9 protein-coding genes and 1 pseudogene are annotated in these 13,331 nt (G+C 66.7%); 7 read left to right on the top strand and 3 right to left on the bottom strand.

Annotated elements, in window-relative coordinates; translation table 11 throughout:
- Nucleotides 1-27: 27 nt before the first annotated feature.
- Nucleotides 28-240, bottom strand: coding sequence for a hypothetical protein (locus tag OG937_00570; protein WUD70325.1), 213 nt, complete (start codon nucleotides 238-240; stop codon nucleotides 28-30).
- 1,253 nt (nucleotides 241-1,493) lie between these two features.
- Here OG937_00570 and OG937_00565 point away from each other — a divergent pair.
- The 7 genes and pseudogenes from OG937_00565 (at nucleotide 1,494) to OG937_00535 (ending at nucleotide 10,617) form a co-directional block, all read left to right on the top strand.
- Nucleotides 1,494-2,792 (top strand): extracellular solute-binding protein, encoded by a 1,299-nt coding sequence (locus OG937_00565; GenBank protein ID WUD70324.1) that lies wholly within the window; start codon nucleotides 1,494-1,496, stop codon nucleotides 2,790-2,792.
- A gap of 9 nt (nucleotides 2,793-2,801) precedes the next feature.
- Nucleotides 2,802-3,854 carry a sugar ABC transporter permease gene (locus OG937_00560; GenBank protein ID WUD70323.1) on the top strand — a complete coding sequence of 351 codons (1,053 nt, stop codon included), beginning with the start codon at nucleotides 2,802-2,804 and terminating at the stop codon, nucleotides 3,852-3,854.
- A complete protein-coding gene (locus tag OG937_00555) occupies nucleotides 3,851-4,684 on the top strand; it encodes a carbohydrate ABC transporter permease (GenBank protein ID WUD70322.1) in 834 nt (277 codons plus the stop codon). Before OG937_00560 ends, OG937_00555 begins: the two co-directional genes overlap by 4 nt.
- Nucleotides 4,681-5,499, top strand: coding sequence for a carbon-nitrogen hydrolase family protein (locus tag OG937_00550; GenBank protein ID WUD70321.1), 819 nt, complete (start codon nucleotides 4,681-4,683; stop codon nucleotides 5,497-5,499). The genes OG937_00555 and OG937_00550 overlap by 4 nt, the downstream gene beginning before the upstream one ends.
- Entirely contained in the window at nucleotides 5,496-7,373 is a 1,878-nt protein-coding gene (locus tag OG937_00545) for a glycoside hydrolase family 125 protein (GenBank protein ID WUD70320.1), read from the top strand. Before OG937_00550 ends, OG937_00545 begins: the two co-directional genes overlap by 4 nt.
- 151 nt (nucleotides 7,374-7,524) lie before the next feature.
- Nucleotides 7,525-8,958 carry an extracellular solute-binding protein gene (locus OG937_00540; protein WUD70319.1) on the top strand — a complete coding sequence of 478 codons (1,434 nt, stop codon included), beginning with the start codon at nucleotides 7,525-7,527 and terminating at the stop codon, nucleotides 8,956-8,958.
- A gap of 88 nt (nucleotides 8,959-9,046) precedes the next feature.
- A pseudogene (locus OG937_00535) lies at nucleotides 9,047-10,617 on the top strand (ISL3 family transposase).
- Nucleotides 10,618-11,181: 564 nt separating this feature from the next.
- Here OG937_00535 and OG937_00530 read toward each other — a convergent pair.
- Nucleotides 11,182-12,684 carry a caspase family protein gene (locus OG937_00530; protein ID WUD70318.1) on the bottom strand — a complete coding sequence of 501 codons (1,503 nt, stop codon included), beginning with the start codon at nucleotides 12,682-12,684 and terminating at the stop codon, nucleotides 11,182-11,184.
- Entirely contained in the window at nucleotides 12,668-13,021 is a 354-nt protein-coding gene (locus OG937_00525) for a hypothetical protein (protein WUD70317.1), read from the bottom strand. Before OG937_00525 ends, OG937_00530 begins: the two co-directional genes overlap by 17 nt.
- Nucleotides 13,022-13,331: the final 310 nt, after the last annotated feature.

Below are 13,331 nucleotides of genomic sequence, written 5' to 3'. Positions count from 1 at the left end.
GGCTTCATCCACTCGGGCGAAGCCGCGTCACTCCCACACCTCGGGACCGCCCCCACGCCACTCCACCACCGCCGGATCGGTCAACTCGATCTGGTCACAGTCGACCCCTGAGCGGCGGAGGATGTCGAGGAGGTCAGCCATACGATGCGCGGCTCCGGCGTAGCAGCCACGGACAGTCACATTTCGATGGCTGTCGATCGGCGGGTACACGATGACCTCGGGCGGCTCGCTCGAAAGCATGCTGCCAGGTTGCCTTTCTCGTCTGCACGCTGCATCGCGTAGGGCGACGGGGGCGCCGGCCCAGCGGGACGGAACTCGTTCCGTGGAGGCGGGTCGCACTATCCAAGCTGTATCGCTCCGAGGTCAGGATGGACGAGAAGACCCGTATGCACCGCCCCGGAGAAAAGGTCCCGGTCAGCGGCATCTATGAGTGCACGTGCGGTAAAGGCCACCGCTTCACCAGCACGGATGTGCAGGGCCACACATTCCCACCGGTCCCGAAAGCCTGCTCCGGGAATGGAACCTGCTGACTCCCGCCCACGCGGAGCGGAGTCCCTTAAAAGCGCATGAGGTCCGTCCGCCTCGCGCTGGCGGCGGCTCCCCGGCGGCCCCGAGGGCGGTAGCTCGACCGCATTTCGATATTCGCTCGCATGTTCGATTTTGGGGTGGCCCCCGACCCGCACGATGTCAGCCGCTCGATCGGGTTACTCCCCGTCGTAGGCGCCTTCCGCTGATCGGGCTTGTTGTCGGCCTGGTGGGGCAGGGGCGAAGAGGGAGGTGCGTTCGCATGCCCAACGATGACGCGGTCGCGCTCATCGATGAGGGCGGGCGAGTGCTCGAATGGGGCCGTCAGGCCGAGGAGCGCGGTCCTTCGGACCGGGAGGTGCGGCACGGGTTGGAGCGCCCATGTATTTCATTGGCGCAACGCCCTACCGGCCATCAAGCGCCCGATCCTTGCGGTTGATGTGGCTACGAAAGCATTGCTCTTGACCTTTGCCGGCGTCAATAGCAGTGACCAATAGTTGCCGTAGACATCAAGGGCCTGTCGGATAAAGCGCTCAGGGTGGAGCCGGCAGGCCAGGTGTTCGTCGACGTTGTCCAAGCGCACCAGCAGCGGGTAGCCGCAGCCTGAGCGGTATGGCTCGGCGCCCGCCCTCGGTGCGGCGAGCCTGCCGATGGTGCGGAGGGGGCGGGAAGGCTGACGTGTCCCGACGTCGAACACCGAGCGTTCGCCCCAGGACGAGCCGCAAGAGGATACCTCCCACTGGCTGCCCGCCCAGCCCGGTGGCCCAGCAGCCCGGCACCCACGACGACGGTGCCATGACTGCTCCACCGTTCTCCGGTGCTCGGCTTCTCCTAGCTGGAGGGGGTTGACAGATCCGGAAGCACTCCTTCAGTCTGGGCCGCACCCCATTCGTCACTCCACAATGACAAATGCTTCCGGCGGCTTACCGCTGATGACTGAGAAGACCCGGAGGGAACCTGTGAGCTTCATGACGGGCAGACGCGCACATGTCGTGACCGGAGCCGCGACAGCGCTGCTCCTCGCCGGATTGGCCGCATGCGGCAGCTCGACCAGCATTGCTTCGAGCGGCGGAAAGGTCGAAGGCAAGCTTCGTGTCGTTACCAACTGGACCGGCAGTGAGGGGGATGCCTTCGCCGCCGTCATCAAGGGATTCGAGGCCAAGTACCCCTCGGTCAAGGTCCAGGTCGAACCTCTTCCCTTCGACCAGGGCCAGGCCCTATTGACCCAGCAGTTCGCCCAGGGATCCCCGCCGGACGTTGCCGTGGCCCTGCCCGGACTGGTCCGGTCGTTCTCCCAGCAAGGACTGCTGATGAACCTCGACTCGACCTGGGACAAGTGGGTCGCGGATGGGGAGTACGCGCCGTCGCTGCGGGACATCGCCCAAGGATCTGACGGGCATACCGACGCCGTCCTGTTCAAGGGCAACGTCAACGCCCTGATCTGGTACGACCCGAAGCAACTGGCCAAGCTCAAGCTGTCGGTGCCGAAGACGTGGCCGGAGTTCACCGCAGTCCTCGACAAGGCGAAGGCTGCGGGCGTGGCGCCCTTCGCGGTCGGAGGCAAGGACCAGTGGCCCCTCACGCAGTGGACCGACTCGGTGATCCTCCGCGTGGCGGGCGCAACCGCGTTCAACGACCTCGCCCGAGGCAAGATCGGCTGGGACGACCCGCGGATCGTCAAGTCCTTCAAGGTGTTCGGTGACCTGATCGGCTCCTACTTCCCGGACGACGCCCTGTCGAGCTCGTTCTCCGACGCCACCTGCGCGAGGGTCGCGGGCAAGTACCTCTTCGAGAACCAGGGCGCCTTCATCAACCTGGTCGACCCGCAGGAGTGCGGCAAGAAGCTCCAGCCGGGGAAGGATCTGTCCTTCTTCCTCATGCCCCCGTACGGGAACACGCCCGCGCCGCAGTTCGTGAGCGGTGACCTCTTCGTGGGAGCCAAGGACTCCAAGAATCCGGCCGCCGCCCGGGCACTGCTGGAGTACCTCGGCTCGGCCCCGGCGCAGTCGATCTGGGCCAAGCTCGGCGGATTCGTCGCGCCCAACGCCAAGGTCCCGGCAAGCGCGTACCCCGACGTCAATGACAGGAACGCCGCTGCGCTGTGGCCTAAGTCCGCCTCGGACCAGGCCGGCTACGACCTCGACGACTGGATCGGCGGGGAGATCCAGGTCAAGTACCGGCAGGCGCTGGCCCAGTTCGTCCGCGACCGCGACGTGACCAGCTTCATCGCCACGATGAAGCAGGTCGACACCCGGTCCGGGCACTGAGAGACGCCGATGAGCACCACCGTCAAGCAATCGACGCGGGTGCGCCGCACCCCGTCCGCCGAGCGCGGCGGACGGGGGCGGCGCCCCGGGAGCCCGAGGAAGGGCAGCCGAGCGGGCTACGGGTTCGTGACGCCGCTGATGGCCGTCTTCGCGATGTTCTATCTGTGGCCCGTCATTCAGAGCGTGCTGAGCAGCTTCTTCACCTGGGGTCTGCTGCGGCCATGGAAACCGCTGGACACCTCCACCTGGAACTTCGCCGGGCTGGACAACTATCGCCAGGCGCTGACCGACCGGGAGTTCTGGGACGCCGCGCTCAACTCGCTGCTCTGGCTGATCACCTTTCCGCTGTTGGTCACGGCAGTGTCCCTGCTGATCGCGATCACCATCTGGCACGCGCGGCGCTGGTCCGCGCTGTTCCGTACCGTCTTCGTGCTTCCGATGACCATCTCACTGGCCGCGGCGGGCGTGATCTGGACCTTCATCTACAACCCCGACCGGCACATCGGAGTGCTCAACGCGGTCCTGCACACGCTGCACCTGGACGGGCAGCTGAACTGGGGACCCCTGCACCTGCGCACCGGCCAGTGGCTCTCCGACATCGGCACCCTGAACCTGGGCTTCACGCAGATCCACCTAGTCAACTTCGCCGTCATCATCGCCGCGGTCTGGGCGTTCGCCGGCTATGGAGTGGTGACGTTCACCGCAGGGCTCTCGTCGCTACCCAGTGAGCTCCTCGACTCCGCCAAGGTGGACGGCGCCGGGACGGTGCAGATGGTGCGCCACGTGATCGTGCCTCACCTGCGGGCGCCCATGCGGATCGTCTTCGTGGTGAGCGTGATCTTCGCTCTGCGGACGTTCGACATCGTCTATGTGACGACCCAGGGCGGCCCCGGCACGGACTCGACGGTCCTTGGTCTGCTTCCGTGGCAGGAGGCGTTCGCCTACCTCACCACCCCCCAGGCTGGGCAGGCGGCCGCGGTCGCCGTGCTGATGTCCGCCGCGCTGGTGGTCCTCGGGTTCCCCTATCTGAAATCGATGCTGCCGCGGAAGGAGTCCCGATGAGAAGGGGACGACTGACCACCACGGTGCTGTACGGGTCCCTGACCGTCGGCAGCCTGGTGTGGCTGGTCCCGGTGGTGACTGCGCTGATGATCTCGGTCGTACCGATCAGCCAGACGCGCGACGGCTGGTGGCGTGCCGGCTTTTCCGACCTGACGTTCGGCAATTACCAGCGCGCCTGGGAGCAAGGACTGTCCCAGTACGTGGTGAGCAGCTTCGTCATCACGCTGGGCTCGGTGGCATTGTCGCTGGTCCTCGGATCGATGGCGTCGTACGCGTTCGCCAGGATGGACTTCCGCCTCAAGCGCTTGGCGTACTTCCTGCTGCTGACCACCATGATCGTGCCGCTCCAGATCATCCTCGTGCCGCTGCTGCCCTGGCTGCGGGCGCTCGGGCTCGCCGGAGGCGGAGCGCAGTATCTGGGGATCATCCTGGTGCACACCGCGTTCGGCGCGGGCTGGGCGGTCTTCATGATGTCCAGTTTCTTCGCCGACGTCCCCGAGGAGCTGCTGGAGGCCAGCCGCCTGGACGGCGCGTCGCACATGGAGCAGCTCCGGCACGTGGTGCTACCACTGGCCAAGCCGGGCCTGGTGTCCTTCGCGATCATCGATTTCGTGTTCGTCTGGAATGACCTGCTGCTCGGCCTCACCCTGCTCGACCGTGACCATCAGCCGCTCACGGTGGGCCTGGCAAACCTGCAGTCCCCCCACCTGGCCCAGCAGAACCTGGTCTCCGCCGGTTCGATCATCGCGATTCTGCCGCCACTGCTGGTCTTCACTGTTCTGAATCGGTACTACGTGCGCGGACTGTTCGCGGGAGGAGTCAAAGGATGAGTGCACTCGACGTCGTCGCCCTGCAGCTGGCGGCCAAGCCGGGAGACGTCACCGGCAATGTGGAGCGACTCCTGGAAGCACTTCGCGCGCACGCTCCCGGCGCCGGTCTGGTGGTGACGCCCGAGCTGGTCACCACCGGATACGACCTCACGATGATCGACGAGCGGGGTCGCGAGCTTGCCGAACCGCTGGACGGTCCCACCGTGACCGCTGTGGCGGAGGTCGCCGCGCAACTCGGCACCACGGTCGTGCTGGGCTTGCTGGAGCGGGACGGCGACGTCCTGTACGACACCGCGGCCATGGTGCTCCCGGACGGCACGGTGCACCCCTTCCGCAAGACCCACCTCTACCCCAATGAGCTGCCCAGGTTTGCGGCGGGTGAGGGGCTGGTCACCGTCGACACCCCCGCCGGCCGGATTGGCCCGCTCATCTGCTTCGAGCACGCGTTTCCCGAGCTCGCCACGACACTGGCCCTGGCCGGGACGCAGATCCTGGTCATCCCGTCGGCGGTACCCATCGGCTACGAGTATCTGCTGACCCTGCGGACCAGGGCACGCGCTCAGGACAACCAGATCTTCGTGGTCGCCTGCAACCTCACCGGCAGCGGTTTCAGTGGACGATCCTTGATCGTCGACCCCGCTGGAGCCGTTCTGGCCGAGGCCGGTCCGGAGGAAAGCGTGCTGCGGGTGAGTATCGACCTGTCCGCGATCGATCGTGAACGGCAGCAGGAGCCGGCGCTGGGCATGCGGCTGGCCGACCTGTACCAGGCCGATGCGGTGCACCGGCTGGGAACCTCGCCGGTGGTGGGCCGATGATTAAGGTCACCAAGGCCCACGAGGAGACCACCGTGGCCGCAGAGCTGCGCAAACCGCTCGATGTGGGTAATGGGCTTGTTGCCGCGTCCTTCGGCGGCGACGGGTCGTGGCTGTCGGTAGGCGCGCCGCACCCGGTTCACGGCTTCGTGGAGCTGTCCGGCGCACAGCCCTTCGACGAGGAATGGCGTGGGGATGCCCCCGCGGTCCGGCGTTACCGCGGCCGGTTGACCGAGGACAGCTCCGCATTCCTGCGTCTGGAGCTGCCCGCTGAAAGCGTGTCGGAACGGCGTGCCGGCGTGGACGCCGCCGGCAGGCTCGTCTGGCAGCGGCGCGGAAATGGCTGGTCCTGCTCGGCGACCGCGTGGGCGCTGCCGGACCGGCAGGAATTCGTGCAGCAGTACCGCCTGCGGGTCGAGGCCCCCGGCGTGCACGCTGTGCTGCGGTTCGGCGGACGGCTCGACCGGTGTGCACTTGCGGAGATCACCGAGGTCAATCCGCCCGCCCCCCTTGAGGTGCACACCACAGCGGTCGCGCAGGGCGCCGAACTCGAGCTTCGCGCGCCCCGTCTTTCGTGCTCCGCCCGGATATCCGTGCAGGCACCGACTGGTGATTGGACATCAGCCGAGTCAGGCGCCCTCCTGGAGATCCGGTCGAGCGGGGACGAGCCGGAAGACCTGGAGATCACGGTCTCGGTCTCCCTGGACTCGCCCGCCTGGCCAGGCGGGCGGCGCCCCGCGGTCACGGCACCGCGGATTACGCGAGGCGAGAGCCCCGGCGCGCTGGAGCGGATAGCGAACGGCGCCGTACGGTACATCCTCGGCTGCACCGCTCTGGACGTCGGCCACGACGAGCGCACCATCCTCACCGACCACCGACTGCTGCCCCTGAGCTGGACCCGCGACGCGTACTACCAGGCCCTGCTCCTGCTGCACGCCGCCCCGCGGACCCAGGACGTCACGGACGTCGTCGGCGCGCATCTGCGCTGGTTGTGGGGCCGAGGGAGGACCCCCGGACATCCGTGGATGCGCAGCCATCTGCCGGACGGCCGGCCCAAGGACCTCGCGGTCCAAGCCGACCAGCAGCTCTATCCGCTCCTGGAACTCGCCGACTACCGCAGGGTCACCGGTGGCTGGCCCGCACCCCCCGGGGACGACCGGCACACTGATACAGCGAGGCAATGGGGGAAACTGGTCGCCGAGGTCTGGCACGACCTGCCCAGGCAGGGACCGGACGGGCTGTTGGCCGGCAGCGAGAACCCGGCGGACGACCCGAGCGAACTCCCCTTCTCTCTATCCTCCCAGATCCTGTTCTGGCATACGGCCGCACAACTCGCGCCCTGGTCGGCTGAGCTGGGACTCGAGGCTCTCCAACTGGCCCCGGTGGCTGATGAGGTGCACGCCGCCATCCACCGGAATTTCACTTGTGACGGCCCGTTCGGGAAGCAGTGGGCCTACGAGAGCGATGGCGCCGGGCAGTACCGGCTCTACCACGACGCCAACGACCTACCGACCGCGTTCGCACCGCAGTGGGGCTTCTGCTCCCCGAGCGATGACCACTGGGTCGCCACCATGCGCTTTGCACTCTCCGAACACAATCCCGGCTACGTCAGCGGACAGTACGGAGGACTCGGATCAGCGCACACACCCGGCACGTGGACGCTGGGTGACGCTCAGGAACTGGTCTTCGCCCACGCGACCGGGGACGAGGCGCGCGCCACCGCGGTGCTGGACCGGCTGGACCTGGTAGCCGAGGTGGACGGCCTGCTGCCCGAGACCTACCGTGAGGACACCGGCGGCTGGCTCGCCCGCCACTGGTTCGCCTGGCCCGCAGCGGTGATGGGTCTGCTGCACCTTGATATAAACAATCCGAAGTGAACCTGCACGGACTCGCAAGCCGAGACCTTCTCCGCGGCCGGATCCGATGCACGGATCCGAGCCTGCAGATGGCGCACGAGCGCCGCACCTGGTCGATGAGGGCACTGCGAGGGCCGGGCAGGGGAGAAGACCCTGACAGGAGGAGACGTTAATGTGCCCGGCGATCGATCCGAGTCAGGGGCTGCCGGTATACGTCCAGCTCAAAACGCTGCTCCTGCAGGGGATCATCGACGGAGTGTACGGTCCCGAGGGCCGCCTGCCCACGGAACAGGAGCTGTGTTCCCTATACAACATCAGCCGGACCCCGGTCAACCGGGCTCTGTCGGAGCTGGCCGAAGAAGGGGTGGTGCTACGCCGCCGCCGGCACGGCTCCTTCGTGAACCCTGACTGGGTGCCGCCGCACGGCTCTCGCCGCGAGGTCCGCGTCATAGTTCCGGAGGGTAGCTGGGAAGCCCTCCTGCGGGAGGCCGCACCGCCGGACATCACGCTGGACGTCGTCCAGGTAGGTCTGTCCGATCTGCGCCAGGCGCTGGTGCGAACCGTTGCTGAAGGCCAAGGCCCCGATCTGGCGGTCCTGGACTCGGTGTGGGTGCACGAGTTCGCATCCTCCGGCTTCCTGACCACTTTGGAGGAGCTCGATGCGGAGTGGGTCCGCAACGAGTACGACCAGGACTTCGTCGAGCCGTTCCGGTCGGCGAACCGGTTCGATGGCCAGCTCGTCGCGGTGCAGGCCGAGGCCGACGTCGCCGGGCTGTGGTACCGGCGGGACGATCTTGTTGCCGTCGGACACGAACCACCGCAGACCTGGGATGAGCTTGCCGCGCTCGGCCGGGCACTGGCCGAGCGCGGCCATGCCGTCCCGTTGACGCTGCCGGGCGGCTCCCGCGCGGGGGAGACAGCGACGTACTGCCTGCTGTCCCTGCTCGCCTCGAACGGGGCCACCGTCCTCGGCCACGACGTCGTCACCTTGGACACGGCGGCGACCACCGAATGCCTGACGTTCCTACGGCAGCTTCTGGACGAGGGCATCATCCCCGCCGAGGTGGTCACCTATGAGCGTCATCACCCGATTCAGCAGCTCGCGCACGGCAAGGCCTGTCTGGCCTTCGGAGGCAGCTACGACGCCCCGGCCCTCGGTTCGGCGTCCGGGCTGACCACGGAAGAGGTACTCGACCACTTCGGGTTCATCGCCATGCCCGCCGGGCCACGCGGCAACTCGGCCGCCCTCGCCGGAGGTATGGTCTATGGAATCTTCAGGCAGGCATCATCTCCGCAGTTGGCCAGGCGGGTGCTCCGCGCCGTCACGTCTGTCGAAGCCATGGAGCGAATGTCCCAGTCGACTTGGCAGATCGCCCCACGACGTACCGCGCTCGACCAAGCCGCCGGTGAGTCGCAGTTCCTCAAAGTAACGGGGGCCATACTCGAGCACGCCGTTGTGCGTCCGTCCACACCCCCTTACGCTCGCGTCTCCGCACAGCTCCACGCGATGCTCGAGGCTGTCCTCGCCGGACGGCTGCGCCCCAGTGACGCGAGTACCCGCGCCGCCGAGATGATCGGCGCGATCACTGGCCTGCCTCTCGTCTGACCGCCGTTGCCGGGGGACTGTACAAAGAACGGCTCTGTCTCACATTCGGTGGTGACGGAGAGTTGTGAGGGTCGTTGATTTTCATGTGATGGATGTCAACGAGCTTGTGCAGATGGTGTTTTCGGGTCTGCCTCCGCTGGTCATGGAGGATGTGGCCGACGAGGGTGAGCGGATTGTGGTGCGGGCCCGGACGCCGTTGGACACCGCGGTCTGCCAGGTGTGCGGGGCCTCGTCGGGTCGGGTGCACGGCTATTACTGGCGGACGGTCGCCGACGTTCCGGTCGACGGGCGACGGGTGGTGGTCCGTGTGCGGGTTCGGCGTCTGGTGTGCCCCACGCGAGGCTGCCGCCACACCTTTCGTGAACAGGTGCCCGGGGTGCTGGAGCGACCAGCGACGCACGGCCCGTCTGACCAGGCAGGTCAAGGCCGTGGTCAAAGAGTCAGCGGGCCGAGCGGGATCACGTTTGCTGGCGATACTCGCGGTGGGCCTGTCCCGTCACACCGCCCTGCGCACCCTGCTGCGTATCCCGTTGCCCACCGGGCGGACGCCTCGTGTGATCGGCGTCGAGGATTTCGCCCTGCGCCGGCGTCATCGCAATGCCACCGTGGTGATCGACGCCGAGACGCATGAGCGGATCGACGTTCTGCCTGACCGCACGGCCAGCACGCTGGAAGCGTGGCTGCGCGAGCACCCGGACGTCGAAGTCGTGTGTCGCGACGGCTCCGCGACGTATGCCGAGGCCATCCGCCGCGCCCTGCCCGACGCGGTGCAGGTCGCCGACAGGTGGCATCTGTGGCACAACCTGTTGCGAGGCCGCCCCCAGCGAGGTGAAGGCGCACAGCAGCTGCTGGGCCACCGTACTGGACGCACCCATCTATGACGGGCCACGGGCCCGAACCACCCTGGAACGCTGGCACCAGATTCATGACCTGCTCGACCAGGGAGTGGGCCTGCTCGAATGCGCCCGCCGTCTACAGCTGGCCCTGAACACCATCAAACGCTACGCACGAGCCGACCGGCCCGAGCGGATGCTCCGCGTCCCTAAATACCGCGCCGGCCTCGTCGAACCCTACCGCGAGCACCTGCGAAAACGCCGAGCCGAGGACCCCGCCGTCCCCGTCAAGCACCTCTTCGAAGAGATCAAGGCCCTCGGCTACGAGGGCTGCCTCAACCTGCTTTACAAGTACATCAACCAAGGCCGGGCGGACGCCGATCGCAGCCACATCTCCCCGCGTCGGCTCGCACGGATGCTCCTCACCAGGCCCGACAACCTCAAGACCGACCATCAGGACCTCCTGACACGGCTCACCGCAGCCTGCCCCGAGATGACCCAACTGGTCGCCCACATCGCGGAATTCGCCCAGCTCCTGACACCTCGTGAAGGAAACGCGGACGGGCTCTCGCGCTGGATCGTCCAGGTCCGCGCAACCGATCTGCCCCATCTGCACTCCTTCGCCCGGGGTCTGGTGCGAGACCGGGACGCGGCGATCGCCGCGCTCACGCTTCCGTACAGCAACGGCCCCACCGAGGGCATCAACACGAAAACCAAGCGGATCGCACGACAGATGCACGGAACGCGCACGGGCGAGAGGACCGTTCGAGAAGCCGGATACCGATCCAGCAGAAATCGTCGACATCGAAGAACTGGAAATGATTGAGGCTCTGCAGGAGACGTCCAGTCCCGGCCTGCTCGATATCCTGCGTGGCAGCAGTCCGGCAGCCTGCGCAACGCTGCCGTGCGCGACCACATAGTGCACGTCATGCGAGTGCAGCCCAACGCACCAACCCGGCACGCTGGACTGCTGGACAGTGCACTCAAGCCACACGCAAACGCCCTGCCACAGAGGCACCAGACCTCCTCTAGCTGACGGTGGCACGTCGATGACAGTGACGCATTCGTCCTTCCGGGACTGGTCGGCGAGTCGCAGCCAGCGCCTCCGTAGTTGATGAGCCAAACGCAGCCTCTCGCGGACAGCCGCACGTTCTTCGAAGCGGCGGAGGGCGTGTCGCCACGGTTTAGGAGGGTGACGGTGTAGGCGCCCAGGGCGTGGAGCATCCAGCCCGACGCCTACGACCCGAAGCCCGACGTCGACTTCACCCCGCTCCACGATCAGGACTTCACCACCGTCGGCTTCGAATAAGCCGCCTGACCGCCGGCAGCGTATGAGCGTGAGAGGTACAGCCGACCCGTTGAGCCCTGCACGGAACGGCCACTCGGCCCCCTATTCACCCCAGGCGTCGGCGTCGTTCTTACCCTGACCGTACCGGGCGAGGGCTTCGTTCAGTGCGGCCCGCTGCTGGTCCGTCATCGGCCCGAAAGCGCAGATAGGGACCATTCCGGCACGGGCAAGGGGACGTATTAGGTACGGCCACCCTGCCGGACGGGGATGAGTCGAGCGCTCAGCGCCCCCCATGAATTTCACGTGGAGTCCGGTGCTGCATCCGTGCACCCCCCCGCTGCCGAGGACTTCCTCGACGATGAACGTCTGCACATGGCTCCATCGGTACTCATGTTTGCCGAAGCCGCCGGTAGTCCTGATGCCCGGCCGCCCAATCTCCAGGGACCAAGAGGACTTGCCAAGGGGGCACATCATCACGACGACAAGGAGGAGCATTCCGAGTGCAAACACTCCGATGCCGCCGAATATCATGAACATGACCATCCATCCGCCGGGATGTCCGGGCTCGGACGTAAATATCTCGTCTGGCCCCACCAGCGCCAGCAAGAGGAAGACACCCACCAGCGCCACAGCCAACGTGATCGCTAACGCATTGACCCGGACACGCAGCGGCCGAGTATCGGCATAGGCGGACAGCGGCTCCTTTCCCGTCCACGAGATGCTGAACGGACCGTCCGGCCCGGGTGAGTGCTGTATGCCGCTCATCGAGCGTGTGAGCGGCGGTGCCGGGGATTCCATGGGCACGGGCGGATCAGATGCTCTAAGGCGGGCCGAGGGTACTACCTGCCTGGCATTCACGGTCTTGCCGGACGCGTTCTTGGCCACGGGACATTTGTCGGCGGTATCCGTGCCGCGCTGGTTGGGGCGCGGGAGGCCATGGGCGAGCAGCCTCTGCCTCAGGCGGGGATACACATCCGCGAAGGTGAGCACAGGCGGACCGCCCGCGACCCCCGCGCCAATCAGATCGAGTAGTTCCCCGGTGAAGGGCGTACAGGTGTCGTCTTGCCCTGCGTCTGCGGCGAGGTCGGCCGCTGTAAGGGTGTAAGTGCCTTGCACATCAGTGATATTGGCCAAGTGCTGTTGATCCCCACCGAGGACCTTGATAATGCGACCGGAGTAGCAGCAGTCGAGCACAACGGCTTTGACCCGGGCGGGGCTTTCGTGTAGAACGCTTCGGATCTTCTCGTACTCCAGTCCGGTGATGTCCGGTTCGTCGGCGACGGTGTCGCTCACGGCGAGTACGAGATCCCCTTTCGTGGTGAGGGTGCCGTGTCCCACGAAGTACACCAGCAGCACACCGGTGGTGTTCAGAGCATGGTGGCGCAGATCGCGCATCACACGACGGCAATCGTCCGGATTTAGGATGGGAAAGACTTGGTCGACGGACCAGCCGCCCAACTCCTGGTCGACGAGCATCTGGTGCACGCCCCGCAGGCTCTTCTCGGCGGCAGGCACGAACGGGAAAGCCGGATCCTGGTAGGTGGAGACACCGATGAGCACGGCACGGGAGCCGGGCCGCTCGATTCGATCAGTTCCCGGCGTCATCGTTGCTGTCCAGCACTCGGGTGATCAGAGCCGTGGGATCGCTGACGCGCCGGGCATCGACCTCGACCGTGCGGCCATTGGCGGTGACGGTCACCTTGACGTCTGAACGCCGGGTGCGGAGCCACGCGACCAGTGATTGGGCCAACGCCACGCCGACACCGCCGGAACCCACAGCGACGCTGACCACATCAAGCCCGCTGCCCAGCTCCCCTTCTGCAATGTCCTTGCGCACGAGCTGGACTGCGCCCTGCAACTCGCGCTCCGCGCGGAGCCAACCGGCAAGCGCGGCCAACTCCCCGACCTCGTCGGCACCCTTGATGGCAATCACTGCGTCCATGACCTTCATCATTTCAGGCTGATCGTCAGCAGGCAGGAAGTTGGCGGACAGGGGCCACTTGTATCGGTTCTCCCCGCCGCCGCAGTAAATACCGTGTGCCGCCCTGCCCGCACTCTGCCTCACACAGATCACCAGCTGGGACGCCGTCTGCGGGCCGGCGGCCGGTTCAGCATCAGAGCCCGGTGACAGCCACCGGCGATCTGGTGAGAAGTGGCGTGTCGACCTGAGTAGCCGCCGTACTTGGGCCCGCAGACGCATCGCGGGGCTATAGCTCTTCCGAAGGGAGCTATGCCGCCGGTGTGGGCGTGGC

Source organism: Streptomyces sp. NBC_00510 (genome assembly GCA_036013505.1).
GTDB lineage: Bacteria > Actinomycetota > Actinomycetes > Streptomycetales > Streptomycetaceae > Actinacidiphila.
Note: the sequence above shows the minus strand (reverse complement) of the source record. Positions and strands in the feature narration are given on the sequence as shown.